Raw genomic sequence first — 25,533 nt, 5'->3', positions numbered from 1 at the left:
CTCGAAGGGATCACCTTCGCAGACCCGTTCCGGCCGGTGAAGCCCCTTCTCGTCAGGCGAGCGGCGTCAGCTGATTCGCCGTCAGGTCCGGGCCGACCCCCGTGTCGTACGCGTCATCGTCGAAGGGATACAGCGGGCGCTCCACACGGTGGTGGCCGAGCCGCAGGAGATCCTGGTCGACGCCGCCCGGGGTGAGGGCGAGGAGCCAGTCGGCGGCCATGTCGTACAGCTCCGGCTCCAGGTAGCCGATCTTCACGACGACCAGGTCGAAGGTGCGCGGGTCGATGCCGAGACCGCCGTCGGCCGGGCCGAGGAAGTCCGCGAGGGTGTGGAACGGCTTGCGGCGCTCGACCAGGATCAGGGTCACCCCGCCGCTGCGCACCGCCGCCATGTCGACGCCCCGGTCGTAGGCGCCGCCCTCGGCCCGGTCCTTCTGCTCGGCGGCGCGCTGCAACGCCACGACGGTGCCGGTGAGTTCGTGGGGCCCGCCGTGGTTCGCGTCGACCTTTCCGCCGACGCTCAGGGTGACATCGGCGCCCACTCCGGCCTCGAAGCAGCGGGCGACGGCGACGGGGTCGGTGATGCCGGGGTGGACGGCGGTGACCGCTCCGCAGCGGATCGCCTCGTTCTCCAGGAGCTTGCCCAGCATGTACGCCAGGTCGCCGGCGCCGCCCGCGGTCGGGTTGTCCCCGGAGTCGCTGATCAGGAAGGGCCGCTCGGTGGAGGCCACCGCCTGCTCGATGCACTCCTCGGCGCTGCCCGTCGGGCCGACGAAGACGAAGTCGCGGCGGGTGTCCCAGTAGCGGCGGGCCAGCTTCTCGGCCTCGGCGGCGGCCAGTTCGGCGTCGTCGCCGGTGACGACGATCGCGGCCTGGCAGCGCGGTTCGTCCGCCCACGCGTAGCCGACCCACATCGCGGCGTCGAGGATGCCGGGCAGTTTCTCGATCTCGGCGAGCGAGGCGTACAGCGACTTGGCGGGCTCCAGACGGGTGCTGGTCTTCTCGCCGGGCAGCAGGACGGGGATCTGCACCCAGGCGCGGTGCGGCCGGGTGCGATCGCGCAGGCAGCGCACGAGGTTGCGGGCGGCGCGCTCGCGGGTTTCCCAGGCGTCCTCGTGCGGGGCGAGGCGGTGGGCGGTGAGCAGGTCGACCGGCTCGGCGAAGCGGCGCGAGACGTTGCCGTGCAGGTCCATGGCGGCCGAGATCATCGGGCGGCCGCCGTCGGGGGTGCCGACGGCGTCGAGGGCGGCACGGACAGCCTCGGTCAGGTCGGCTTCGGCGTCGGTCAGACCGATGACGCTCATCGCGCCGTGGATGTCGTAGACGAGGCCGTCCAGGGGGCCCGCTTCCCTTGTGCGGGTGACGAGTTCGTCCTTGAGGGTCAGATACGACGCCGCCTCCACCGGACCGCCGGGCAGCGAGGTCGCGTGCAGCAGCGGCACCCATTCGACCGTGTACGCCAGGTCCGAGTCCGCCTGGGTCCAGGTGTAGCGGTCGAGGAGTTCCTGGCCGCGGGTCCGGCGGAAGTCGTCCGTGGTGGAGCGGTGCGGGCAGAAGGTGGAGGACTCGATGCCGATGCCGCCGATGCCGATGCGGAGGCGACGCTGCTGGGTGGCGGGGGTGGTCATGCGTGGACGCTCTCTTCCTGGGATGCGGGGGCCGGGGCGGTCGGGAGGTGGTGGCGCAGGGCGGTGAGGCCGGCGCCGAGCAGGCCCGCGTCGCGGCCGGTCACCGTGGTGGTGATCTCCAGGTCCGCGGTGGCCAGCGGCAGGCAGCGCTCGTAGAGGACCCCGCGTACGGCGGCGACCAGCGGCTCGGCAGTGGCGAGCACTCCGCCGATGGCGACGGCCTGCGGGTTGAAGAAGTTGACGACGACGGACAGGACCGTGCCGATGTGCCGTCCGGCGGTGCGGACGAGTGTGGTGGCCTGCGGGTCGCCGTCCGCGACCAGACGCAGGAGTTCGTTCGTGTCCGCCACCTCGACGCCCTGCAGGGCCAGTTCGCGGATCAGCGCCGCGCCGCTGGCCACGGTCTCCAGGCAGCCGATGTTGCCGCAGCTGCACGGCCGGTCGCCCGCCGCCTCGATGCGTACGTGGCTGATGTCGCCGGCGGAGCCGTTGGCGCCGTCGTGCGGGCGGCCCGCCGCGATGACACCGCTGCCGATGCCGCGGCCCGCCTTGACGACGACCATGTGGTCGAGTTCGGGCCGTGCGGTGCGGTGTTCGCCGACGGCCATCATCGTGGCGTCGTTGTCGACGGTGACGGGGATGCCGAGGCGTTCGGCGAGTATGTCGCGCAGCGGGTAGCGGTGCCAGCCGGGCATGCGGGACGGGCTGAGGACGCGGCCCTCGGCGGGCTGCACGGGGCCGGGGAAGGCGACGCCGAGCGCGCGGACGGTGCGGCCCGCTTCGCGCTGCCGGGCGCGGAGTTCGGCGACCTGCCCGCAGAGCCAGTCCACGGCGGACTCGGGTCCCGCGGTGATGTCGTGCGGCAGGTCGACGGCGTCCAGGACGGTGCCGCCGAGGTCGACGGCGCCGAGGCGTGCGTGGTGGCTGCCCAGGTCCGCGGCGAGGGCGACGCCGCCCTGTGCGTGGACGCGCAGGAGGCGGGGGCGGCGGCCGCCGCGCGATGCTCCCTCGCCGGATTCGGTGAGGAGCCCCGCGTCGACCAGTTCCTGGACCCGCAGCGAGACCGTGGACGCGGCGAGCCCCAACTCCCGTACGAGATCGGCCCGGGACGACGCGGCGCCCGATGAGACCAGCTGCAGGATGTGCTGCGCCGATCCTGGTTCGCCGAGTGGTGTGCCGGCCATGCCGCCCCCAGTTGCTTCGATGTTGCTTCGAGCTGTTCGTTCGACAACGAGACGAACACTAAGGCGATTCGAAGGAAGTTGACCAGTGCCCCCGGCTTTTCAACTTCTTGCCGAATGAAGCTATTGACTTGGTTTTCTCGTGCGTCCTAGCGTTCGGGCGCCGCCTCGTCGTTCTCCGGCACGGGGCAGGTCCCGTACCCCTTGGAGGCCCATCGCCATGCGCTCACTCAGGTCCGCGGCCGCGGCGCTGCTCGTCCTCGCGGCGGCGCTCACGGGATGCACCCAGGAGGGCGGCCGCGTCGACATGGGCCCCACCGGCGGCACTCCGGTCGAGGGCGGCACGGCGACGATGGCGCTGCCGCCCGCCGCGACACCGAACTGGATCTTCCCGATCGGCCCGCCCGGCTACGGCGGCTCGTACAACTACGGCATCCAGTCGCTGCTGTTCTCGCCCGTGTACGACGCCGTGCAGGAGAAGGGCAAGGCCGAGCTGACCACGCACGGCCCGAGCACCCTCGGCCTCGAACCGAAGTTCAGCGACGGCAACAGGACCGTGACCGTGCCGCTGCGCGAGGGCGTGAAGTGGTCCGACGGAGAGCCGGTGACCTCCCGCGACCTCGAGTTCTGGTTCAACCTCCTCAAAGCCAACAAGGCGGACTGGGCCAACTACTCGGTCGGCACCATGCCCGACAACGTCAAGCGCTTCGAGACCGTCGACGACCACACCGTCCGGCTGCACCTGAGCCGCGCGTACAACCCCGACTGGTTCGCCGCCAACCAGCTCACGCTGATGCGCGCGCTGCCCCGGCACGCCTGGGACGCGAAGACCGAGGGCGGGAAGATCGCCGACTGGGACCGCACAAAGGCGGGCGCCAAGGCGGTCTTCGCCCGGCTCACCCGGCACGCCAAGAGCCTCGGCTCGTACGGCACCGATCCGCTCTGGAGGACGGTCAACGGCCCCTGGAAACTGGCCGGGTGGCGCGACAACGGCCAGGTCACCATCGTCCCGAACGAGAAGTACACCGGCCCGAAGTCCCAGCGCCCGCACCTCGACAAGGTCGTCTTCAAACCCTTCACCACTGCCGACTCCGAGTACAACGTGCTGCGGTCGGGCGGCGTGGACTACGGCTACATCCCGCCGTCGGTGATGGCGCAGAAGGGGAAGTTCGAGGAGAAGGGCTACCGCGTCGATCCGTGGGAGGGCTGGGCGGCGACGTACATCGTCTACAACTTCAACTCCACGCACGCGGGCCCGATGATGGACCAGCTCTACATCCGCCAGGCGATGCAGCACCTCGTCGATCAGAAGGCGATGAGCGACGTCGTCTGGCAGGGCAGCGCGACACCGACCCTGGGACCGGTGCCGGTGACGCCCAAGAGCCAGTACCTGTCCAGGGCGATGGAGAAGAACCAGTACCCCTTCTCCGTCGACAAGGCACGGCAGTTGCTCACGGCGCACGGCTGGCGGACCCAGGACGGCACCGCACGCTGCGTACGCCCCGGAACGGGCGCCGACGAGTGCGGCAAGGGCATCGCGAAGGACGCCCCGCTCGAACTCACCCTGCTCTCCCAGTCCGGCTCCACCGAGACGACGAACATGATGCAGGAGCTGAAGTCCTCGCTCTCCAAGGCCGGCATCGACCTCACCGTCCGCCAGCAGCCGCTCAACTCCGTGCTCGGCAACTCCGTGCCCTGCAAGGCGAAGGACCCCGGCTGCGACTGGGACATGTCCTTCTTCGGGACGGCAGGCAGCTGGTACTACCCCCTCAACCCCAGCGGCGAGCAGCTCTTCTCGACCGGCGCGTCGGCCAACTTCGGCAACTACAGCGACAAGAAGGCCGACCGGATCATCCGGGGCGTGCAGTACTCCCCCGACATGAAGGCCGTGCACGAGTACGGCGAGTATCTGGCCGAGCAGCTGCCCGTGATGTGGATGCCCAATCCGGCGTACCAAGTCTCGGTGATCCGCAACGACTTGCGGGGCGTAGGGCAGAACCCGACGGTCACCTTCGCGCCGCAGGACTGGTACTACGTCAAGAAGAAGGGAGCCGAGAAGTGACCGGCTTCCTGGTCAAGCGCTTCCTTCAGGCGCTCGTCGTGCTCTTCCTGGTCTCGATCATCGTCTTCACGCTCCTGCACATGCTGCCCGGCGGCCCGGCCCGCGCCATCCTCGGCCCGAAGGGCACCCCGCAACAGATCGAGCACTTCAACCACCAGCAGGGGTACGACCGTTCGCTGCCCCAGCAGTACGTGATGTATCTGAAGCGGCTCTTCACCGGGGACCTCGGCGAGTCCTTCAAGCTCAACTCGCCGGTGTTCGAGCTGCTCAAGCAGCGGCTGCCGAAGACGCTGCTCCTGACGGTCCTCTCCACCGCGCTCGCGGTGATCATCGCCGTCCCGCTCGGTCTGCTGCAGGCCGTGCGGCGCGGCAAGGCGTCGGACTACGCGCTGACGGGGCTCGCCTTCCTGCTGTACGCGACGCCGGTGTTCTTCCTCGGCCTCATCATGATCATCCTGTTCGCGCAAGTGATGCCGATCCTCCCGGCGGAGGCGCCGCAGGGCGAGTCGATCGGTGAACTCCTCGGCGACTTCACGGGGTTGATCCTTCCCGTCGTCACCATGGCGTTCGGCATCGTGGCGATGTTCAGCCGCTATATGCGCTCGGCGGTCCTCGACAACCTCACCGAGGAATACGTCCGTACGGCGATGGCCAAGGGGCAGTCGAGCCGCCGGATCATGGTCCGGCATGTGCTGCGCAACGCGCTGATCCCCCTCGCGACGCTGCTCGGCCTCTATCTGCCCACCCTCTTCAGCGGCGCGCTCGTCGTCGAGTCGATGTTCAACTACCCCGGCATGGGGCTGCTGTTCTGGAACGCGGCGCAGGGCTCCGACTTCCCGGTGCTGCTCGGCGTGACGCTCGTCGTCGGCATCGCCACCGTCGTCGGCTCGCTGCTCACCGACATCCTGTACGCCGTCCTCGACCCCCGGATACGGAGCGTGGCATGAGCACCGCGACCGCCGCTGTCACACCAGGGCACGAGGAAGCCGCGCAGGCCACACCCTCGCTGGCCCGCCGCACCCTCCAGGTCTTCACCGGCAACAAGCTCGCCCTGACCGGCGTGGTGGTCCTGGTCCTGCTCCTGGCCTTCAGCTACCTGGGGCCGCTGCTCCACTCCACCGAGCAGGTGCACACCGACCTCTCCCAGGCCAACCTCGCCCCTGGCAGCTCCGGCCACCTCCTCGGCACCACCGACCTCGGCTACGACATGGTCGGACGGCTGATGGTCGCCGGGCAGACCTCGCTCGAAATCGGCCTGGCGGCTGGCCTGTTGGCGACGCTCTTCGGGACCGTGTACGGGGCGGTCGCCGGGTACTTCGGCGGCTGGGTGGACGCCGCGATGATGCGGATCACCGACGCCGCGCTCGCGATCCCCGCGATGTTCCTGCTCGTCGTGGTCGCCGCGATCATCACACCCAGCAAGGGCGTCCTCATCGTCATCATCGCCTCGGTGGCCTGGCTCTCCCCGGCCCGCCTTGTGCGCGGCGAGGCGCTTTCGCTGCGCGACCGCGAGTACGTCCAGGCGATGCGGATGATGGGCGGCGGCGGGGCGCGGGCCGTGTTCAAGCACATCGTGCCGAACGCCATCGGCACGGTCATCGTCAACTGCACCTTCCAGATCGCCGACGCCATCCTCTACGTCAGCTATCTCGCCTTCCTGGGGCTGAGCATCCCGCCGCCGTCGGCGGACTGGGGCTCGATGCTGTCGGCCGGCATCACCTACACCCAGAACGGCTATTGGTGGCTGATCTTCCCGCCGGGCATCGCGATCGTCCTGGTCGTCGCCGCGTTCAACTTCATCGGTGACGGGCTGCGGGACGCGTTCGAAGTGCGGCTGCGGAAGTAAAGGGAGAACCGAAGAGATGACCGAGCCTCTGCTCACGATAGAAGACCTGCGCGTCGACATCGCATCGCGTGACCGCACCGTCCACGCCCTCGACGGCATTTCGCTGGAACTCGCGGCGGGCGAGGCCCTGGGGATCGTGGGCGAGTCGGGCTGCGGCAAGACGATGACCGCGCTCAGCATCCTCGGGCTGCTTCCGCCCCGCGGCCAAGTCACCGGCGGGCGCGTCCTGTTCGACGGCACGGACCTGGCCGCCGCTTCCGCGCCCGTCCTTCAGGACGTACGCGGCAACACCATCGGCATGGTCTTCCAGGACCCGCTGACCTCCCTCAACCCGACGATGACGATCGGCGCGCAGGTGGCCGAGCCGCTGCTGCTGCACCGCACCGACCTGGGCAGGAAGGAAGCCTGGGCACGCGCCGAGGAAATGCTGCGCCTGGTCGGCATGCCGCAGCCGGCCGAGCGCATGAAGGCGTATCCGCATCAGCTGTCGGGCGGTATGCGCCAGCGCGTGGCGATCGCCATGGCCCTGGTCTGCGAGCCGAAGCTGCTGATCGCGGACGAGCCGACGACCGCCCTCGACGTGACGACGCAGCACCAGATCCTGGAGCTGATCGACGGTCTGCGCGAGCGGCTCGGCATGGCGATGATCCTGGTCACCCACGATCTGGGCGTGATCGCCAACCGGGTCGACCGCGTCGCGGTGATGTACGCGGGGAAGATCGCCGAACAGTCCGATGTACGCGGCCTGTTCGCGCGGCCACGGCACCGCTACACAGAGGCCCTGTTCGCCTCGCTCCCCGAGCGTGCCGCGGACAACGGCACCGAGCTCCACACCATCCCCGGTCTGCCGCCGAACTTGGCGGTGCGGCCCGCGGGTTGCCGGTTCGCGCCTCGCTGCGCCTTCGCCACGGACGAGTGCCGCACTCAGGAACCGCCGCTCGCGGACGACGAAGTGGCAGGCACAGAGCACCGGTTCGCATGCTTCCACCCGGTGCCGGACGAGGCGTCGGATGAGGAGATCGTGCTGTCGGCGGCCGTTCCCGCGCCCGGCGCCCCCGGTGACGTACTCCTCGAACTCGACGCGTTGGTCAAGGAGTTCCCTCTCAAGGGCGGCGCGTTCTCGCGCCGCAGAGGCACGGTCAGCGCTGTCGGCGGGGTGTCCCTGGAGATCCGCAAGGGCGAGACGTTCGGCATGGTCGGCGAGTCCGGCTGCGGCAAGACGACGCTCGGGCGGATCGTCGCGGGCCTGGAGGAGCCGACGGCGGGGCGCGTCCGCTTCGGGGGCAGTGACCCGGCGGACATGTCTCGGGCCGAGCGGCGTGCGCACCGGCGGCGCGTCCAGCTGATGTTCCAGGACTCCACGGCCGCCATGGACCCGCGGATGCGGGTCGGCGAGATCCTGCGGGAGCCGCTGGTCATCCAGGGCGTCGGCAGCCGGGCCGACCAGGAGAAGCTGGTCGCCGAACTCCTCGACGCGGTGGGCCTGCCGCGCGGCGCCGTGCACCGCTATCCGCACGAGTTCTCCGGAGGTCAGCGTCAACGCCTCGGCCTGGCACGGGCGTTGACGCTCTCCCCCGATCTGGTGGTCGCCGACGAGCCGGTCTCCGCGCTCGACGTGTCCGTCCAGGCGCAGATCCTGAACCTGATGCGGGAGCTGCAGCGGGAACGCGGTCTGACGTATCTGTTCATCTCGCACGACCTGGCCGTCGTGCGCCACCTGGCGGACACGGTCGGCGTGATGTACCTCGGCAAGCTGGTGGAGTCGGGCCCCGCCGAGCAGGTGTACGCGCATCCGCTGCACCCCTACACGCGCGGGCTCCTCGACACGGTCAACCTGCCCGACCCTGAGGCGGCGACAGGGCTTGACCGCTCGCCCCTGGACGGCGAGACACCATCGGCCGCGAAGCCTCCTTCGGGCTGCCGTTTCCGCACCCGGTGCCCGGCGGCCCAGGAGGTGTGCTCGACCACGGAACCGCCGGTGAGCACCCCGAACAGTGCGGGACACCAGGTCGTGTGCCACTTCCCGCTGCCCGCGCCTCGGCTAGCGTCGACGGCGTGAGACTCGCACAAGCCCTGACCCGCCGCCCGCTCGTGCTTGACGGCGGCCTCTCCAACCAGCTGGAGGCCGCCGGGCACGACCTGGGCGACGCCCTGTGGTCGGCGCGGCTCCTGGCCGACGAGCCGGAGGCGATCGCGGCAGCGCACCGCGCGTACTACGAGGCGGGCGCGGACATCGCCACCACGGCGAGCTATCAGGCGACGTTCGAGGGCTTCGCCGAGCAGGGCGTCGACCGGGCGGACGCGGCCGAACTGCTGCGCCTGAGCGTGGAGTTGGCGCGGGACGCGGGGGCGGGCGTCGGCCGGGAGGTGTGGGTGGCGGCCTCCGCGGGTCCCTACGGGGCGATGCTCGCCGACGGCTCCGAGTACCGCGGCCGCTACGGCCTGACCGTGGCCGAGCTCGAGCGTTTCCACCGCCCTCGCCTGGAGGTTCTCGCGGACGCGGCGCCCGACGTGCTCGCCCTGGAGACGGTGCCGGACACGGACGAGGCGCGGGCGCTGCTGCGCGCGGTCCGCGGCCTCGGCATCCCCGCATGGCTCTCGTACACGGTCTCCGGCGGCTTCACCCGCGCGGGCCAGCCCCTGACCGAGGCCTTCGCGCTCGCGGCCGAAGCCGACGAGATCGTCGCGGTGGGCGTCAACTGCTGCGACCCGCGCGACGCGGACGCGGCGGTGCGCCTTGCCGCGAGGATCACCGGGAAGCCGGTGGTGGTCTACCCCAACAGCGGCGAGACATGGGACGCGGCCACCAAGACGTGGCAGGGGCCCCAGCGCTTCAGCGCGGGCCGGGTCACCGGCTGGCGGGACGCGGGGGCGCGGCTGATCGGCGGGTGCTGCCGGGTCGGCCCTGAGACGATCGCGGAGGTGGCCGGCGAGCTGGACACCCCGCCCGACCTGCGATGACGTCCCGTGCGGGGGTGACTGTCAGTGCCGGGGTGCAGACTGGCTGATACCTGAGACAACGACGTCGGAGGTGGCCACCATGGCCGATCTCATCCTGACCGTAGGCACCCGCAAGGGCCTGTTCATCGGCCGCAAACGCGGCTCCACCGGAACCTGGCAGTTCGACGAGAGCCCGTACTTCAACGCCCAGGCCATCTACTCGACGGCCATCGACACCCGCGGCAGCACCCCCCGGATCCTGGTGGGCGGCGACAGCTCCCACTTCGGCCCCTCGGTCTTCCACTCCGACGACCTCGGCAGGACCTGGACGGAACCGGCCAAGGCGGCCGTCAAGTTCCCCAAGGACACCGGCGCCTCCCTGGAGCGCGTCTGGCAACTGCACCCCGCGACCGCCGAACCGGACGTCGTGTACGCGGGCACGGAACCGGCGGCGCTCTACAAGTCGCAGGACAGGGGCGTGACCTTCGAGCTCGTACGCCCGCTCTGGGAGCACCCCACGCGCGGCGAGTGGGTGCCGGGCGGCGGCGGAGAAGGCCTGCACACGGTCCTGACCGATCCCCGTGATCCGAACGCGGTGACGGTCGCCGTCTCCACCGCCGGAGTGTTCCGCACGCTGGACGGCGGCGAGAGCTGGGCCCCGTCGAACCACGGCGTCTCCGCGGTCTTCCTGCCCGACCCCGACCCCGAGTTCGGCCAGTGCGTGCACAAGGTCGCCCGGGACGCGGTCGACCCGGACCGCCTGTATCTGCAGAACCACTGGGGCGTGTTCCGCAGCGACGACGCGGGCGGGAACTGGACGGACATCGGCGAGGGCCTCCCCTCCGACTTCGGCTTCGCCGTCGTCGCCCACCCGCACCGCGCGAACACGGCCTACGTCTTCCCGATCAACGCGGACATCGACCGCGTCCCCGCCGACCACCGATGTCGTGTCTACCGCACGAGCGACGCGGGCAAGAGCTGGGAGCCGCTCAGCGCGGGCCTCCCTTCGGGCGACCACTACGGCACGGTGCTGCGGGACGCGATGTGGAGCGACGGCCAGGATCCGGCGGGCATCTACTTCGGCAATCGCAACGGCGAGGTGTATGCCTCGGCGGACGACGGCGACAGCTGGCAGGAGTTGGCGTCCCATCTGCCCGACGTACTGTGCGTCAGGGCTGCGGCCATCGGTTGATCGACGCCCCCGTTACGGCAGTAGGGTGACGCCGTGGCACCACGACCCTTGCATGAAATCGTCGAGGCGGGCTGGGCGAAGGCCCTCGAACCCGTCGCCGGAAAGATCACCGAGATGGGCGGCTTCCTGCGCGCTGAGATCGCCGCGGGACGCACCTACCTCCCGTCAGGGCCGAACGTGCTCCGCGCGTTCCAACAGCCCTTCGACGAGGTGCGGGTGCTGATCGTCGGCCAGGACCCCTACCCGACACCGGGGCACGCGGTGGGCCTTTCGTTCTCCGTCGCGCCCGAGGTGCGTCCGCTGCCCGGCAGCCTCATCAACATCTACCGCGAGATGGGCAGCGACCTGGGACTCCCGCCGCCGTCGAACGGCGACCTCACGCCGTGGACGCGGCAGGGCGTCCTGCTGCTCAACAAGGCGCTCACCACGGCACCCGGACGCCCGGCTGCACACCGGGGCAAGGGCTGGGAGGAGGTCACCGAGCAGGCCATCAAGGCGCTCGCCGCGCGCGGGCGGCCCCTCGTCTCCATCCTGTGGGGACGTGACGCCCGCAATCTGCGGCCGCTGCTCGGCCCGCTGCCCTCCGTGGAGTCCTCGCACCCCTCACCCATGTCGGCGGACCGCGGCTTCTTCGGCTCGCGCCCCTTCAGCAGGGCCAATGACCTGCTGGTCCAGCAGGGCGCACAGCCGGTGGACTGGCGGCTGCCGTGACGGATCCCGGTGCGGGGTCCTACGTCCTCGGTGTGGACTCCGGGGGTTCGGGACTGCGGGCGGGCATCGCCGTGCCGGACGGCGCGGTGCCGCCCGTCACGCTGAGCTCCAAGGAGCCGGTGCGGACCGGACCCCGTGGCATCGAGGCCTCGCACCTGCTTGAGCAACTGCTGCCCATGGCAAAGGAGTTGCTGGAACAGGCCGGCGGCGGCAGCCTCTGCGCCGTCGCGGTCGGCGCCACGGGCATGGCGACCCTCGGCGAGGACCTTCGCGCCGAACTGCCGTCCGCCCTGCGCCAGTCCCTCGGCGTACGCCGCGTGGCGCTGGCCGCGGACGCCGTCACCGCGTACGCCGGAGCGCTCGGCGACCGGCCCGGCGCGGTCGTCGCCGCGGGCACCGGCATGATCGCGATCGGCACGGACCTGGCGTCCTGGCGGCGGGCCGACGGCTGGGGGCATCTGCTCGGGGACTGCGGCGGCGGCGCGTGGATCGGCCGGGCGGGGCTCGAAGCGGCGATGCGGGCGTTCGACGGGCGGCGCGGCGGCTCGGCCGCGCTGCGGGCCCGCGCCGAGGAACTGTTCGGCCCGCTGTCCGGACTGCCGGGACAGCTCTACCCGCGTACGGACCGGCCCGCCGTGCTCGCCTCCTTCGCGCCCGAAGTGGCGCGCTGCGCACCGGACGACCCCGTCGCGGCGGGCATCCTGCGCGCGGCGGCCGCGCACATCGCAGAGACAGCGGCGGCCGCCTGCCCGCCGCCCGCTGCGGGCACGGTCCGCGAAGTCGCCCTGACCGGCGGCCTGTTCAAGATGGGCGAGCCGCTCCTGACGCCGCTGCGCGCCGAGCTCGCGGAGCAACTGCCCTCCGCACGCCTGGTCACGGCCGCCGGTGACCCGCTGGACGGCGCGGTGCGCATCGCCGCCGACCTCGCCGCGGACAAGCTCCGGCTGCCGCTCGATCCGCGCATGCTCACCGTGCACACAGAGGGCGACAGTTGACCTCTACGTAACTCATCAGACAAAAGTGGACGTATACCGCCCACCTGCACCCTCCCCGAACAGTGCAGGCCCGGAGACCAGTAGCATGCGGGGCCATGAGCTCCCCCACCGGGCCCGCATCAGGCCTGCCCGTACGAATGCCGCGACCCCGCCAGCCCGGTCGGCACCGCCGCCCGGAGCCCGTGGCGGCTCCCGAGAACGCGCCCGCGCTCGTCCTCGCCGTACCGGGCGTACCCAGCACCGCCACGCGCAGCCTCGCCGAGGAGGTCGTGAGCATCGCCCGCTCCGAGCTGCCCGGTCTCGACGCCCGCATCGGGTATCTCGACGGCACCGAGGACGCGACGACCACCTCGTTCCCGGAGTTCCCCTCGCTGCAGTCCGTGCTCGCGCACGCCTCCACCGAGCGCACCGCCCGCCATGAGCAGGCGCGCGCCGCTGGTGCGGAGGTCGCCGAGCCCGACGGCCCCGTCGCCGTCGTGGTGCCGCTCCTCGCGGGCCCCGACAACGCGCTGATGCGGCGCGTGCGGCAGGCCGTGATGGACAGCCGCGCGCCCGCCGAGCTGACCGACGTGCTCGGCCCGCACCCGCTGCTCGCCGAGGCGCTGCACGTGCGCCTCTCGGAGGCCGGTCTGGCCCGCGCCGACCGCGCCCGGCTGTTCACGGTGGCGACCGCGGCGGACGGCATCGTCCTCGCCACGGTCGGCGGCGAGGAGGCCGTGCAGGCCGCCGGGATCACCGGCATGTTGCTCGCGGCCCGTCTCGCGGTGCCGGTGATGGCCGCCGCGCTCGACCAGGAGGGCGCCATCGCGGCGACCGCCGAGCAGCTGCGCGGCTCCGGCTCCACCCAGCTGGCGCTCGCCCCGTACCTGATCGGCCCGGAGATCGACGCGAGCCTCCTCGATGACGCCGCCAAGGAGGCGGGCTGCTCCGTCGCCGAGTCGCTCGGCGCCTACCCGGCGATCGGCAAGCTGGCGCTCTCCAAGTACGCGACGGCGCTGGGCATCGCCCCGCAGCAGCCGTCGGGCGCGCCGGTCCACTGACCGCGCCGCGCATACGGGTCTGATGCCGTTACGCCGATGGGCCCGCCCCCTGACCTGGGGGCGGGCCCATCGGCGTACCGCAGGAGCGGTGGCTCAGCCGAAGATCACGCAGGACGCGGCAGGAGCCTCGATCGACCCCGCGCGCCGCGGGATGCCCGTCTCCCGGTCGATCGCGAACCAGGTCACGTCGCCGGACCGCTCGTTGGCCACGTACAGGAACCTCCCCGACGGGTCGATGGCCAGGTCACGCGGCCAGTGGCCGCCGCACGGCACGGTGGCCGTGAGCCGCGGCCGCTCGCCCGCCTCGTCGAGCGCGAGCACCGAGATGACGTCCTGGCCGCGGGTCGCGGTCCACAGGAACCGGCCGTCGGGCGCGACGACGACCTCGGAGGGGTGGGCCTCGCCGTCGCCGTCCGCGGGTCCCGGCAGCACGGCCGCCTCGCCGAGCGGCTTGAGCGCGCCGTCGGCGGCGTCCCAGGCGCAGATGGTGACGGTGGGAGCGAGTTCGTTGAGGACGTACGCACGGTCGCCGCGCGGGTGGAAGGCGAGATGGCGGGGGCCGGAGCCGGGCCGCAGCGCGAACTCGCGGTGGAGGGTGAGGCCGCCTTCGCCGGTGAGCGCGCAGACGCGTACCGAGTCGGTGCCGAGGTCCACGCTCACCACCCAGCGGCCGCTCGGATCGGGCAGCACCTCGTGGGCGTGCGGGCCCTGCTGGCGCTGCGGGTGGGGCCCGGAGCCGGCATGCCGCAAGACGTCGGAGAGGGCGGGAGCGAGCGTTCCGTCAGGGCGCACGGGCACGACGGTGACACTGCCGGAGCCGTAGTTCGCGGTGAGGACGTGGTCCCTGACCAGGGCGAGATGGGTGGGCGCCGCGGCGTCGACGAGGACCTGGGGTCCGGTCCGCTCGGGCTTGTCGCCGTCCACGCGGAAGGCGGCGACGGCGCCGTCGGAGGTCTCGCTGACGGCGTACAGGGTGTCGCCGGCGGGCGACAGCGCGAGGTAGGAGGGATCGGGGAGGGAGTCCGTGGCGCTGAGGACGGTCAGCGCGCCGCTGTCCGCGTCCACGGCGGCCGTGAGGATGCCGGGCCCGCCCGCCGCCGTGAAGGAGCCGATGTACGCCCGCTGACTGTCGCCGTGCCTGCCCACCACTGCGTTCCCCTCTCGACCGGAGAGCGCCGCGGCCACGTGGGCGGCGCTGCTGCGGCCGACGCTAGCAGTCGGTCTAGACCAAGACGTCGCCTGATTCGCCGCGCGTCCGGGCGAGTGCCTCCGGGTGGTGGACGTAGGCGGGGTGCCGTTCCACGGTGTCGTACGTGCGGTGGAACACGGGCGTCGCGCTGCCGGACAGCGGCGGCACGATCCACGACCAGTCGGCGCCCACGGTCCTGCCCTTGCGCTCCTCGCGGCCCAGGTGGGTCAGGAAGCGGCGGGACTCGGTGTGGTGGTCGGTCATGGTGACGCCCGCCCGGTCGAAGGAGTGCAGCACGGCGCGGTTGAGCTCGACGAGGGCGCGGTCCTTCCAGAGCGAGCGGTCGCTGCCGGTGTCGAGGCCGAGCAGTTCGGCGACGCGCGGCAGGAGGTCGTAGCGGTCGCTGTCGGCGAGGTTGCGGGCGCCGATCTCGGTGCCCATGTACCAGCCGTTGAAGGGCGCCGCCGGATAGCAGACACCGCCGATCTCCAGGCACATGCAGGCGATCGCGGGCACGGCGTGCCAGCGCAGTCCGAGCGCCGCCCACCGCGCGTCCTCAGGATGCTCGATCGGGACTTCCAGAACGGCGTCGGGCGGCAGTACGAACCAGCGGGGCTTGTCGTTGCCTCCCTGGATCACCAGGGGCAGTACGTCGAAGGGGCTGCCGGGGCCGCCGGGCCAGCCGAGGCGGCGCGCGAGCGCGGTGATGCCGACGTTGCGGGGGTCGCCGGTGACACCGCCGCCGGGGCGTTCGTACCCCGCGTACCGGATGAGCTGCTCGTTCCAGATGCGCGGCCCCGGACGCCCCGGAGCGTCGGGCGCGAAGACGGTGATGAGGGGCCTGATCCGCCGCCCGTCGCGCACGGCCTCCCGCAGATGCTCCGCCGCGCCGGCGGCGACGTCATCGGCGCCGGTCAGCTCCCTGCGGTCGATGACACGCAGGGATCGCCAGTAGAGGCGCCCGATGCACCGGGCGGCGTTGCGCCAGGCGAGCCGGGCGCCGAAGACGAGTTCGTCCGGGGTGTGGCGGTAGGTGCCGGTGTCCGCGATCTCGGCGAACACCCGGGCCATGCGGGGGGCGGGGTCGCCGAGCCCGGCCTCGGCGTGGTGCAGCCGGATGAACTCGGCGGCGGCTCGGCGGAGGGCGGGTTCCGGCAGGATGCCGGGTGCGGGCGGGGCTCCCGGGGCTCCTTCCTCGTGGCCCGCCGCGCCGTCGGGACACCGCGTGTCGGCGGCGCGCTGGTGCGGGTGGTCCACGGCGTCGACGGGCTTCCCGTGTCCGGTCCTGCGCAGGAAATTCCGCATGGCACCCCCAGGCGGCTCCGGGGCACGGACCGCTCCCGCACGGCCCGCGCGTCTGTTAGCCGCGGAGTTACCCCTCGGGCGGGCTGATCCACCCTGTATGTGCCTGGTGAACGTGCCTCAGTTCCGGGCGAATTGTCCACGCCGCGGGTCGAAGCAGCAGGTCAGTACAGGCGCGTGGGGGCGCACGAAGAGCTCGCGGCTGAGCGCCCCGCAGGGGCGCGGGGAACTGCGCGACCAGCCACAGACGGCCGGCGGACGCCGAGCCGCCGAAAGCCCCCTTCGTCCCGCGGCCGCCACGAGCCACGGAAAGCCCCAGCTTCGTCACCGCCCAACCAGCGGAGCCCTCACGCCCCGATCAGCGGCGTACGCGTCGGGCTGTGCAGCGGCCCCGACAGCTCGGCAAGAGCCTTCTCCAGGCCATGGAGATGGGCGAGCACCGGCTCGACGGCGGCGCCCTGCGGCACGGCCACCGGGTGAGCAGCGTGGCCGCCGAGCATCCGCTCCGGGGCGGTCAGCGCCTCCACCGCAGCCTCCACACGCCAGCACGCGGCAGCGAGGCGCGCGTCGTGCGAGGCCTCGGGGTCGGCGGCGATCGAGGCGAGGCCGCGCACCTCGCGGGCACAGTCGTCGAGCAGCGCGAGCACCTGACGGGCGCGCTCCTTGCGGGCCCGCAGCGGGCTGAGCGGATGCACCAGCGGGGCGAGCGAGAACCGCACCTTGCCCAGGAGCTGCTCAAGCTCGGCGACGTGCGGGGCGGGGTCCGCCGACTCGGATCCGGCGAGCCGGGCGGCGGCCTCGGCGGTGCAGGCGTGCACACAGCGCAGGGCGCGCTGGATCCAGGCGTTGGTGGTGGCGTGCGTGGTCACGGGCAGGACGAGGAGCACGGCGATGACGGCACCGAGCGCCCCGACGCCGGTCTCGGCGACGCGCAGGGCGAGCAGCCCCGGGTTCAGGACCCCGAGCAGGCCGTACAGCACCCCGGCCATCACGGTGACGGCGAGCATCATCCACGTGTACGACACGGCTGCGGTGTAGAAAATCCCGAAGACGCTGACGGCGACGATGACCGCCGAGGGCACGGGAGCGCCGTGCAGCGGCACCGCGAGGACGAAGCCGACGCCGATGCCGATGACGGTGCCGAGGACCCGCCGGAAGCTGCGCACCAGCGTCTCGCCGCTCGACGCGGTGTTGACGAAGACCCACCAGGTGGCGCCCACCGCCCAGTACCAGCGCTGGTCGGAAAGCACCTGCCCCAGACCAAGGGCGAAGGCCCCGCCGAGCGTCGCCTGGACGGCCTGCCGGGTCGTCGTACGCGCAAGACCCTCGCCGCCGGGCGGGGCCGACACGGCCGCGGGCGGCTGCCGCCGCTCGTAGCACCACACCCCGAACCGCACGGCCGAGGAGGCGCACAGCGAGAGCAGGACGGCGGCGAACAGCTCGGGCAGCTGCCCCGGACGCGTGTGCAGGAACTGCGTCGCGAAGAACATCATGAACGCGAAAACCCCGAGCGAGTGCCCGCGCGGCCCCCACCGCCGCGCGTACACCCCGGCGCCCATGACCGCGAGGAAGGCGACGTCCCGCGCCACCGGAACGTCATGCAGTCCCGCCGCGAGAGCCAGCACGGGAAACCCGACGACCGGCAGCAGGGCGGTGGTGACGGCCTGTCCGCGCACGGTCGCGTCGGTCACCGTGAAGAGGGCGAGCAGCGCGGCGAGGCCGCCCGTGATCGCCGCGACGAGCGAGTGTCCGGCCACACCGCAGAGGGCCACGGCGAGGCCGACCCCGAGGACGGCCCGAGACGCGAAGCGCAACCGCGCCCGCCCCGGATCCGGCGCCACGAACACCCTCTTCAGCACTGCTTCCCGCCCCTTCTGCATCCTGCCCGACTGTCCGCATGAAAAAGGCGCCGCGGAATCCGCAGCGCCATCGACTGGACCATCACACCATCCATCAGCACCCTGGCTCAACCGACGCTGATTTGACTGAGCCATTGGCACACCTCACTCGCCTGATGCCGGACCGCGAGCAGGCCATCGGACCAGACACCACCCACTCCGTCATCGAGGACGCGGTGTGGCCGCCGCTCCGGGTGAGGGCGAGCACAGCGGTCAGGAGGCCGTAGGGGACGAGCAGCGTGCCCGCCTCAGAGCACCGCGATCCCCAACGGCCGCACCCCCGCGGGCAGTCGACGCGTGTCGCCGCTGTCCAGGTCGACGACGGTGATGCCGTCCCAGGAGCCGTCGCGGGTGAAGCCGCCGGTGACGTAGGCCGTCCGGCCGTCCTCGGTGACGGTGACGTCCTCGTGCGAGCCGTCGAGGGGGATCACCCGTTCTGCGCCGCCGGGCTCGCGGATCGTCAGGGACGGGCCCTTGTCGGAGCCGTCGATCGGGCCCGTGCCGACCACGAGGAGGGTGCCGTCCGGGGCGAGTGCGGCGCCGTGCTGGTGGGTGTTGGCCGTCATGCGTTCGATGTCGACGTCGCCAGTACGCGGATCGAGTACGGCGAGGCGTTCGCCCTCGAAGGGCAGGGCGAGCTTTCCGTCCTCGCGTACGACGGCGTAGTGCGGCTTCAGCCAGGAGCCGAGGTCGCCCTCGGTGCCGTAGGGGGCGACTTCGAGGAGGCGCGGGGTGAGGGTGTCGGCGCGTACGGCGGTCACGTCGTAGGAGTCGTGGCCGGTGGCGTACACCTCGTCGCCGTCCCGGGCCACGTCGACGTCGAAGGGGCGGCGGCCGACCGGAACCGTGTCCGTGACCTCGCGCTCCTTGGTGTCGATGACCTCCAGGACGCCCTTCGCGTCGGGGACGTTGACGCCGACGTAGACCCGTTCGCCGTCCGGCGCGAGCGCGATGCCCATGCCGCCGCCCCGGTATTCGCCCGTCGTGACGGGGCCGGTGTCGGTGTCGTACGGGATCCGGTCGAGCCGTTCGCGCGACGCGGTGTCGACGACGGCCACGCCCTCCGCGGTCGCGACCCATGCCCTGCCGTCGTCCCCGACGACCAGGCCGTACGGCGCGGTCCCCACCTTCACCGAGTCGATGGGCCCGCGTTCGGGGTCGACGAACGTGACGGTGTCACTGTCGAAGTCGGCGACGAGGAGGGTGCCGTCCGGGGTGCGCTCCGGGGCGGGGGCGGAGGGGGTGACGCTCGCCGTCCGGGGTGCGGGGGCCTCGGACCCGGCCGCCCCGGCCGCCGAGCAGCCGGTGACCAGGAGGACCACGGCCACCGCGCCGAGCAGGCCCGCCCTCACGACACGGCCCGCAGGAGCGCCGCGATGGTGTCGAAGCCGCGCCGCTCGGCGTGCCGCAGCGGTGTGACGCCGTCCGCGTCGGCGAGGTCGGGGCGGGCGCCCGCCCTGATGAGCAGTTCCACGATCTCCTGGTGCGGCAGGTCCCCGTCGCCGAGGATCACGGCCTCCAAGAGGGCCGTCCAGCCGAGGTCGTTGACGTGGTTCACGTCGATGTCCGTCTCGCGCAGCACCGCGCGTACGTAGGCGACGTGGCCGCGCTCGCTCGCCGGGATCAGCGAGACGCCGCCGAACCGGTTGCGCAGGGTCAGGTCCGGCCCCGCGGGCAGCAGCACGCGCATCATCGGGACGCTGCCGGTGACCCCGGTGACCAGCCACGCGCTGTCGCTGCGGCGGTCCTGCGCGTTCGGGTCCGCCCCGGCTTCGACCAGGACGCGGGCGGCCTCTACATGGCTGCCCAGCGAGGCGAGCAGCAGCGGGGAGCGCAGCTCCTCGTCGCGGGCCTCCACGGACGCTCCCGCGTCCCGGGCGGCGCGCACCTCGGCGGCGTCACCCCGGCGGGCGGCCTCCAGGAGCCGGCGGTCGCGGTCGTGCATCTCGGTCCTCCAGAGACGTATGGGCGTATGGGCGTACGTACGAGAAGGCCGGCGGCACCCGTACGGGGGGCGGGTGCCGCCGGGGTACAGGGCCGCGGCTACTTGGCGAGGGCGGCGACGCCGGCCTGGGCGAACTTCTCGTCCAGGTCGCCGGAGGGCGCGCCCGCGACGCCGATGCCCGCGATCGGGGCGCCCTTGTCGGCGACGGGGGCGCCGCCCGCGAGGAAGAGGGTGCCGGGGATGTCCTTCAGCGTGGGGGCCTTGTCGAGGCGCTTGGCCAGCTCGGAGGTCGGGGCGTTCCAGGAGACGGCGGTGAACGCCTTCTTCTCGGCCGCCTCGTAGGACTGCGGGCCCGCGCCGTCGCCGCGCAGCGTCAGGATGGTGTTGCCGTTGCGGTCCACGACGGCGACGGAGACGCGCTGGTTCTCCTTCTCGGCGGCGTCCAGGGTGGCCTGCGCGGCCTCGGTGGCGGCGTCGATCGTCAGGTGGGAGGTCTGCGTGACGTTCTTGCCGGCGGTGTCGGCCTTGGCCGCGGCGGGGGCGGCCGGCGTGGCGGCGTTGGCGGAGACGGCTCCGAACGTGCCGGCGGAGAGGGCGGCGGCGGCAACGGTGCCGGTGAGGACGCGGGTACGCAGCGAAATCTTCTTCATGGTGGGCTCCTTCGAATGGGCCGGCCTGATGGACCGGGGGACCGGCCGGATGGACCGGGGGACCGGCCGGATGGACCGGTTGAGCGGCCCGATGGACCGGTTGAGCGGCCCGATGGACCGGGGAAGCTCGGGAAGCTCTGCGTTCCCGCTCTGCCATCCATCCTGGGTCCGGATCCGGCCCGACCCCGTCGACCTAGGAGCCGCCTTCGCCCGCCCCGACGGGGGACGGCCGGGTCAACCGATCGGTTGACCCCCGGTCGCCGCTGCCGCCACCTTCGGCGGCCACTCCCCCGGAACCAGCACCCCCAGCGCGTACGCCCGCGCGACCAGCTCCGTCCGGTTCGACGCGCCCCAGCGCTCGGTCAGGCGGCGCAGGTGGTAGGTGACGCCGTCGCGGGTGAGGCCCGTTTCGCGGGCCGCCCTTTCCGTGGTGGCGCCCGTGGCGAGCAGGGCCAGGATGCGGGCCTCGGACGGGGTGGCCACAGCCGTCGTCTCCGGCGCGGCGGGGGCGGTGTCCTCGCCCAGGACGCGGAGCAGTACGAGCAGCCCGGGGACCTCGTCGGCGGTGTCGCTCACCGGCTCCGCCGTCAGCTCGCCGTGGCGGCGCACGCCGTCGGCGGCCTCCCAGCGCACGGCGACGGGGTAGCGGGAGCGGCGGCCCAGGCGCAGCGCCTCGACGATCCGCACGACCTGGGTCTTCTCCTCGGGGCGGAACAGTTCCAGGACGTTGCGGTCGCGCAGGGCGCCGGGCGCGCTGCCCCACTCCGCCGCCATCGCCGGGTTGGCCAGGATGATCGCCCCGTCGGCGGCGCACACCGCGACCGGCGTCGGGATGCGGTCGAACAGCCTCATGGCGCGGTTGCGCCACAGCACGGAGTCCGTCGACGGCGCCGTGTCCATGTGCGGCGGCTCCTTCCGTGCGAGGCCGATCAGGGCGGGAGCCGTCAAGTACGTGGCGGCTCAATGCACTACACAATCATGTAGTGGCGCGGTACTGACCCGGGGGTAAGAAAGATCAAGCTGGGGAGCAGTGAATTCCGTACGGCGAAAGGCAGTTGTCGCGCCATGCCCCCCACACCCGCCCCCACCGCAGCGCTCCCGGACCTGTCCGCGACCGGACAGACGATCGACGTCGACGGCATCCCGCTGATCGACATCTCCGCGACCGGTCCTGGGGCCGCCCCGCTGCAGCAGGCCATGGAGCTGACCCGGCGGCACGGCCCGGTGGTGCGGCGACGGCTGCACGGCAGGGACGCCCTGTTCGTCAGCGATCTCGACCTCGTCACCGAACTCGCCGACGAGCAGCGGTTCGCCAAGCATGTCGGGCCCGCCCTGGAGAACGTGCGCGAGTTCACCGCGGACGGCCTGTTCACCGCGTACAACGACGAGCCCGACTGGGCCCGCGCGCACGACATCCTGATGCCCGCGTTCGCACTGGGCTCGATGCGGACCTACCACCCGGTCATGCTGCGCGTCGCCCACCGGCTCATCGAGTCGTGGGACCGCGGCGCCTGCGACGGGCGCCCCGTGGACGTGCCCGGCGACATGACCCGGATGACCCTGGACACCATCGGACTCGCCGGGTTCGGCTATGACTTCGGGTCCTTCGAGCGGGCCGAGCCGCATCCGTTCGTCGACTCCATGGTGCGCTGCCTGGAGTGGAGCATGACGCGTCTGAGCCGTACGCCGGGCAGTGACCACTCGGCGGCCGACGCGGCGTTCCGGGCCGACGCCCGTTATCTGGCACAGGTGGTCGACGAGGTCGTCTCCGCGCGCGCCGACGCTCCCGGTACGGCGGAGTCCGCCGAGGATCTGCTCGGCCTGATGCTCACCGCGCGGCATCCCGGCGACGGCGGGAAGCTGAGCACCGCCAACATCCGCAACCAGGTGATCACGTTCCTGATCGCGGGGCACGAGACGACGTCGGGCGCGATGTCCTTCGCCCTGTATTACCTCTCCAAGCACCCCGCCGTGCTGCGGCTCGTGCGCCGCGAGGTCGACGCGCTCTGGGGGGACACCGCCGACCCCGAGCCGACGTTCGACGAGGTGGGGCGGCTCACGTACACCCATCAGGTGCTCAACGAAGCGCTGCGGCTGTGGCCGACGGCCGCCGCGTTCGGCCGCCACGCCCGCGAGGACACGCTCCTCGGCGGCCGCATCCCGCTGCGCGCCGGGCAGGGCGTCACGGTCCTGACCCCGATGCTGCACCGGCAGCCGGTGTGGGGCGACAACCCGGAGCTCTTCGACCCCTCGCGCTTCACCCCGGAGGCGGAGGCGGCCCGCTCCCCGCACGCGTTCAAGCCGTTCGGCACCGGTGAACGGGCTTGCATCGGGCGGCAGTTCGCGCTGCACGAGGCGACGATGCTGCTCGCCATGCTGGTCCACCGCTACCGGCTGCACGACCACGCCGACTACCGGCTGACCGTCAAGGAGACGCTCACCCTCAAGCCCGATGGCTTCACGCTCACCCTCACACCCCGCACCGCGGCCGACCGCCTGCACGGTGAGCTGCCGGGCACCGCCGCCCGCCCCGCGGCTGCCGCCGAGACCGATGCGGTGGCGCTGCCCGCCCGGGTTCGCGCCGGCACCCGCGCGCTGTTCCTGCACGGCAGCAACTACGGCACCTGCCGGGACTTCGCGGCCCAACTCGCCGACGAGGCGGCCTCGGTGGGCTGCGAGACGGAGGTCGCGCCGCTGGACGCCTACGCCGGGGCACTGCCCGTCGACCGCCCGGTCGTCATCACCGCGGCCTCCTACAACGGCCGCCCCACCGACGACGCGGCGGCGTTCACCTCCTGGCTGGACGGCGCGCCCGCGGCCACCGCCGAGAACGTCACGTACGCGGTGCTCGGCGTGGGCGACCGCAACTGGGCCGCCACCTATCAGCACGTCCCGACCCGCTTCGACGAGCGGCTCACGGAGCTTGGCGGCACCCGGCTGCTCGACCGTACGGCGGCCGACGCGTCGGGCGATCTCGGCGGCGCGGTACGGGACTTCACGGCCCGGCTGCGCACCGCGCTGCTCGAGCGGTACGGCGACCCCGACGCGGCGGAAGCGGAAGCGGATCACCTCTCGGACGCGTACGAGGTCCGTGAGCTGACCGGCGGCCCGCTGGACGCCCTTGCCGCGCGCCACGGGCTCGCCCCGATGACCGTGACGGAGGCGTACGACCTCACCGCGCCCGGCCACCCCCGCGTCAAGCGGTTCCTGCGGCTCGCGCTGCCCGACGGCGTGACCTACCGCACCGGCGACCACCTCACCGTACTGCCCGTCCAGGACCCGGCATCGGTCGAACGGGCCGCCGGGGCACTCGGGTTGGACCTGGACGCCGCCCTTGACATCCGCGCGGGCCGCCCGCGCCGTGACGGTCTCGCCGTGGACCGTCCGCTGACGGTCCGCCAACTCCTGTCCCGCCACGTCGAGTTGCAGGAGCGCCCGACCGCCGGGCAGCTGGCCGCGCTCGCCGCTGCCAATCCGTGCCCGCCGGAGCGTGTGGCCCTCGCCGCCCTGGCCGACGATGCCGAGGCTCGGGCCGCCGACGGGCGCACGCTGCTCGAAGTGGTCGAGGCGCACCCGGCGTTGCGCGGCGCCCTGGACTGGCCGACGCTTCTGGAGGTGCTCACGCCGCTGCGTCCGCGCCACTATTCGGTGTCCTCGTCGCCCGCGGTCCGGCCGGGCCAGGTGGACCTGATGGTCTCCCTGCTGCAGGCGCCCGCCCGCTCCGGGAGCGGCCGCCTCTACCGGGGGACGGGCTCCGGCCATCTGGTCGGCCTGCGTCCTGGCGACACGGTCCTCGCCCGTGTCCAGCCGTGCCGCGAGGCGTTCCGTATCGATCACGGGGACACAGCAGACACAGCGCCGGTCATCATGGTCGCCGCCGGCACCGGTCTCGCGCCCTTCCGGGGTACGGTCGAGGACCGTGCCGCGCTGCTGGCCTCGGGCTCCCAACTCCCGCCCGCGCTCTGCTACTTCGGCTGCGACCGGCCGGACGCCGACTTCCTGCACGCCGATGAGCTGCGCGCCGCAGAGGCAGCGGGGGCGGTCTCGCTGCGGCCCGCGTTCAGCGAGGCGCCGGTCGACGGGGTCACCTTCGTCCAGCACCGCATCGCCGCCGAGGGCGACGAGGTGTGGGGGCTGCTGACCGCCGACGCTCGCGTCTACGTCTGCGGCGACGGCTCCCGCATGGCGCCCGGCGTACGCGACGCCTTCCGCACCCTCCACCGGGACCGCACACCGGGGGCCACGGCCGAGGACTCGGAGAAGTGGCTCGACGAGCTGATCGGGGCGGGGCGTTACGTCGAGGACGTGTACGCCGCCGGGTAGGGAGCCGGGGAGGGCGAAGTCTCGCGGCGGGCCAGGATCTCAAGGGCCCGCTCGCACCAGCGCAGGTTCTCCTCCTCGAAGGCGCGGCCGCGCATCAGCGTGAGGTAGGGGCCGACGCGTTCGGCGTCGCGCAGAAACGCCTCCTCGTCACGTCCGGCGAGGAGGCGTTCGCGCTGCCGTTCATAGCCGGCGAGCTTGCCCCGCGACCACGTCGCGCGCTCCTCCAGGAGCGCCCGGGTGGCCTCCGGGTCTCCCGCGTCCATGGCCTGGATCTTGACCAGGAGTTCGTCGCGGATGGCGGTCGGGCGCGGCGGCTCGGCCGCGAAGGCGTGCAGTGCGCGGCGGCCCGTGTCGGTGAGCGTGTACATCCGCTTGTTCGGCCTGCGTTCCTGCTGCACCACGCGCGCCTCGATCAGGCCCTCGCCGTCCAGGCGCTCCAGCTCGCGGTAGAGCTGCTGGGGCGTGGCCGACCAGAAGTTCCCCACGGACACGTCGAAGACCTTGGCCAGGTCGTAGCCGGACGACTCGCCTTCCAGGAGCGCCGCCAGGACCGCGTACTTCAGAGACATCTGGACACCGTACACCGATGTGATTAGTCTCCCACGCACGTACTCAACAAATTGACTATGAGG

Annotated in this window: 20 protein-coding genes; 10 read left to right on the top strand and 10 right to left on the bottom strand. The window is 72.4% G+C overall.

Annotated features, from left to right (window positions below):
• Positions 1–52: 52 nt before the first annotated feature.
• Both OG453_RS20205 and OG453_RS20200 read right to left on the bottom strand, forming a co-directional pair.
• Complete coding sequence (locus OG453_RS20205) at positions 53–1,627, bottom strand: M81 family metallopeptidase (protein ID WP_266869356.1); 1,575 nt, start codon at positions 1,625–1,627, stop codon at positions 53–55.
• On the bottom strand, positions 1,624–2,811 hold the full coding sequence (locus OG453_RS20200) for an ROK family transcriptional regulator (protein WP_266869355.1): 1,188 nt from the start codon (positions 2,809–2,811) through the stop codon (positions 1,624–1,626). The genes OG453_RS20205 and OG453_RS20200 overlap by 4 nt, the downstream gene beginning before the upstream one ends.
• A 217-nt stretch (positions 2,812–3,028) precedes the next feature.
• Between OG453_RS20200 and OG453_RS20195 the strand changes: the two genes are divergently transcribed.
• The 9 genes from OG453_RS20195 (at position 3,029) to OG453_RS20155 (ending at position 13,594) form a co-directional block, all read left to right on the top strand.
• Positions 3,029–4,870 carry a peptide ABC transporter substrate-binding protein gene (locus OG453_RS20195; protein ID WP_266869354.1) on the top strand — a complete coding sequence of 614 codons (1,842 nt, stop codon included), beginning with the start codon at positions 3,029–3,031 and terminating at the stop codon, positions 4,868–4,870.
• The gene (locus OG453_RS20190) at positions 4,867–5,817 is read left to right on the top strand and encodes an ABC transporter permease (RefSeq protein WP_266869353.1); all 951 of its coding nucleotides are present in this window, start codon (positions 4,867–4,869) and stop codon (positions 5,815–5,817) included. Before OG453_RS20195 ends, OG453_RS20190 begins: the two co-directional genes overlap by 4 nt.
• A complete protein-coding gene (locus tag OG453_RS20185; protein WP_266869352.1) occupies positions 5,814–6,716 on the top strand; it encodes an ABC transporter permease in 903 nt (300 codons plus the stop codon). Before OG453_RS20190 ends, OG453_RS20185 begins: the two co-directional genes overlap by 4 nt.
• A 16-nt stretch (positions 6,717–6,732) precedes the next feature.
• The gene (locus tag OG453_RS20180; RefSeq protein WP_266869350.1) at positions 6,733–8,775 is read left to right on the top strand and encodes an ABC transporter ATP-binding protein; all 2,043 of its coding nucleotides are present in this window, start codon (positions 6,733–6,735) and stop codon (positions 8,773–8,775) included.
• Positions 8,772–9,677, top strand: coding sequence for a homocysteine S-methyltransferase (gene mmuM / locus OG453_RS20175; protein WP_266869349.1), 906 nt, complete (start codon positions 8,772–8,774; stop codon positions 9,675–9,677). The genes OG453_RS20180 and mmuM overlap by 4 nt, the downstream gene beginning before the upstream one ends.
• A 79-nt stretch (positions 9,678–9,756) precedes the next feature.
• Positions 9,757–10,848: an exo-alpha-sialidase gene (locus OG453_RS20170; protein WP_266869348.1), complete on the top strand. Its 1,092-nt coding sequence runs from the start codon at positions 9,757–9,759 to the stop codon at positions 10,846–10,848.
• Between the two features lie 33 nt (positions 10,849–10,881).
• Entirely contained in the window at positions 10,882–11,559 is a 678-nt protein-coding gene (locus OG453_RS20165) for a uracil-DNA glycosylase (RefSeq protein ID WP_266869347.1), read from the top strand.
• Positions 11,556–12,554 carry an N-acetylglucosamine kinase gene (locus tag OG453_RS20160; RefSeq protein ID WP_266869346.1) on the top strand — a complete coding sequence of 333 codons (999 nt, stop codon included), beginning with the start codon at positions 11,556–11,558 and terminating at the stop codon, positions 12,552–12,554. Before OG453_RS20165 ends, OG453_RS20160 begins: the two co-directional genes overlap by 4 nt.
• 95 nt (positions 12,555–12,649) lie before the next feature.
• Positions 12,650–13,594 carry a sirohydrochlorin chelatase gene (locus OG453_RS20155; RefSeq protein ID WP_266869345.1) on the top strand — a complete coding sequence of 315 codons (945 nt, stop codon included), beginning with the start codon at positions 12,650–12,652 and terminating at the stop codon, positions 13,592–13,594.
• 93 nt (positions 13,595–13,687) lie between these two features.
• Here OG453_RS20155 and OG453_RS20150 read toward each other — a convergent pair whose 3' ends face one another.
• From OG453_RS20150 to OG453_RS20120, 7 genes are all read right to left on the bottom strand, one after another.
• Entirely contained in the window at positions 13,688–14,740 is a 1,053-nt protein-coding gene (locus OG453_RS20150) for a lactonase family protein (RefSeq protein WP_266869945.1), read from the bottom strand.
• 76 nt (positions 14,741–14,816) lie between these two features.
• Positions 14,817–16,088: a nitric oxide synthase oxygenase gene (locus tag OG453_RS20145; RefSeq protein WP_266869344.1), complete on the bottom strand. Its 1,272-nt coding sequence runs from the start codon at positions 16,086–16,088 to the stop codon at positions 14,817–14,819.
• A 344-nt stretch (positions 16,089–16,432) separates the two neighbouring features.
• Positions 16,433–17,944, bottom strand: coding sequence for an FUSC family protein (locus OG453_RS20140; RefSeq protein ID WP_266869343.1), 1,512 nt, complete (start codon positions 17,942–17,944; stop codon positions 16,433–16,435).
• A gap of 287 nt (positions 17,945–18,231) precedes the next feature.
• Positions 18,232–19,335: a YncE family protein gene (locus OG453_RS20135; RefSeq protein ID WP_266869342.1), complete on the bottom strand. Its 1,104-nt coding sequence runs from the start codon at positions 19,333–19,335 to the stop codon at positions 18,232–18,234.
• Positions 19,332–19,928, bottom strand: coding sequence for an ankyrin repeat domain-containing protein (locus tag OG453_RS20130; RefSeq protein ID WP_266869341.1), 597 nt, complete (start codon positions 19,926–19,928; stop codon positions 19,332–19,334). The genes OG453_RS20135 and OG453_RS20130 overlap by 4 nt, the downstream gene beginning before the upstream one ends.
• Positions 19,929–20,026: 98 nt before the next feature.
• Positions 20,027–20,578: a heme-binding protein gene (locus tag OG453_RS20125; RefSeq protein WP_266869340.1), complete on the bottom strand. Its 552-nt coding sequence runs from the start codon at positions 20,576–20,578 to the stop codon at positions 20,027–20,029.
• A 234-nt stretch (positions 20,579–20,812) separates the two neighbouring features.
• Positions 20,813–21,478 (bottom strand): PAS domain S-box protein, encoded by a 666-nt coding sequence (locus OG453_RS20120; protein ID WP_266869339.1) that lies wholly within the window; start codon positions 21,476–21,478, stop codon positions 20,813–20,815.
• Positions 21,479–21,643: 165 nt separating this feature from the next.
• On the opposite strand from OG453_RS20120, the gene OG453_RS20115 reads away from it, so the two are divergent.
• Complete coding sequence (locus OG453_RS20115; RefSeq protein ID WP_266869338.1) at positions 21,644–24,901, top strand: bifunctional cytochrome P450/NADPH--P450 reductase; 3,258 nt, start codon at positions 21,644–21,646, stop codon at positions 24,899–24,901.
• Here OG453_RS20115 and OG453_RS20110 read toward each other — a convergent pair.
• Complete coding sequence (locus tag OG453_RS20110; protein ID WP_266869337.1) at positions 24,871–25,470, bottom strand: PadR family transcriptional regulator; 600 nt, start codon at positions 25,468–25,470, stop codon at positions 24,871–24,873. The two genes, OG453_RS20115 and OG453_RS20110, sit on opposite strands and share 31 nt — an antisense overlap.
• Positions 25,471–25,533: the final 63 nt, after the last annotated feature.

It is taken from the genome of Streptomyces sp. NBC_01381 (assembly GCF_026340305.1).
Lineage (GTDB): Bacteria > Actinomycetota > Actinomycetes > Streptomycetales > Streptomycetaceae > Streptomyces.
The sequence above is the reverse complement of the archived record's forward strand: the minus strand, read 5'-3'. Positions and strand labels throughout refer to the sequence as shown.

Excerpts from the sequence above, each read along its gene's own strand:
- OG453_RS20195 (WP_266869354.1), top strand. The coding sequence starts at position 3,029 with ATGCGCTCACTCAGGTCCGCGGCCGCGGCGCTGCTCGTCCTCGCGGCG.
- OG453_RS20180 (WP_266869350.1), top strand. The coding sequence starts at position 6,733 with ATGACCGAGCCTCTGCTCACGATAGAAGACCTGCGCGTCGACATCGCA.
- OG453_RS20170 (WP_266869348.1), top strand. The coding sequence starts at position 9,757 with ATGGCCGATCTCATCCTGACCGTAGGCACCCGCAAGGGCCTGTTCATC.
- OG453_RS20130 (WP_266869341.1), bottom strand. The coding sequence starts at position 19,928 with ATGCACGACCGCGACCGCCGGCTCCTGGAGGCCGCCCGCCGGGGTGAC.
- OG453_RS20145 (WP_266869344.1), bottom strand. The coding sequence starts at position 16,088 with ATGCGGAATTTCCTGCGCAGGACCGGACACGGGAAGCCCGTCGACGCC.
- OG453_RS20115 (WP_266869338.1), top strand. The coding sequence starts at position 21,644 with ATGCCCCCCACACCCGCCCCCACCGCAGCGCTCCCGGACCTGTCCGCG.
- OG453_RS20110 (WP_266869337.1), bottom strand. The coding sequence starts at position 25,470 with ATGTCTCTGAAGTACGCGGTCCTGGCGGCGCTCCTGGAAGGCGAGTCG.
- OG453_RS20185 (WP_266869352.1), top strand. The coding sequence starts at position 5,814 with ATGAGCACCGCGACCGCCGCTGTCACACCAGGGCACGAGGAAGCCGCG.
- OG453_RS20200 (WP_266869355.1), bottom strand. The coding sequence starts at position 2,811 with ATGGCCGGCACACCACTCGGCGAACCAGGATCGGCGCAGCACATCCTG.
- OG453_RS20205 (WP_266869356.1), bottom strand. The coding sequence starts at position 1,627 with ATGACCACCCCCGCCACCCAGCAGCGTCGCCTCCGCATCGGCATCGGC.
- OG453_RS20125 (WP_266869340.1), bottom strand. The coding sequence starts at position 20,578 with ATGAAGAAGATTTCGCTGCGTACCCGCGTCCTCACCGGCACCGTTGCC.
- OG453_RS20120 (WP_266869339.1), bottom strand. The coding sequence starts at position 21,478 with ATGGACACGGCGCCGTCGACGGACTCCGTGCTGTGGCGCAACCGCGCC.
- OG453_RS20155 (WP_266869345.1), top strand. The coding sequence starts at position 12,650 with ATGAGCTCCCCCACCGGGCCCGCATCAGGCCTGCCCGTACGAATGCCG.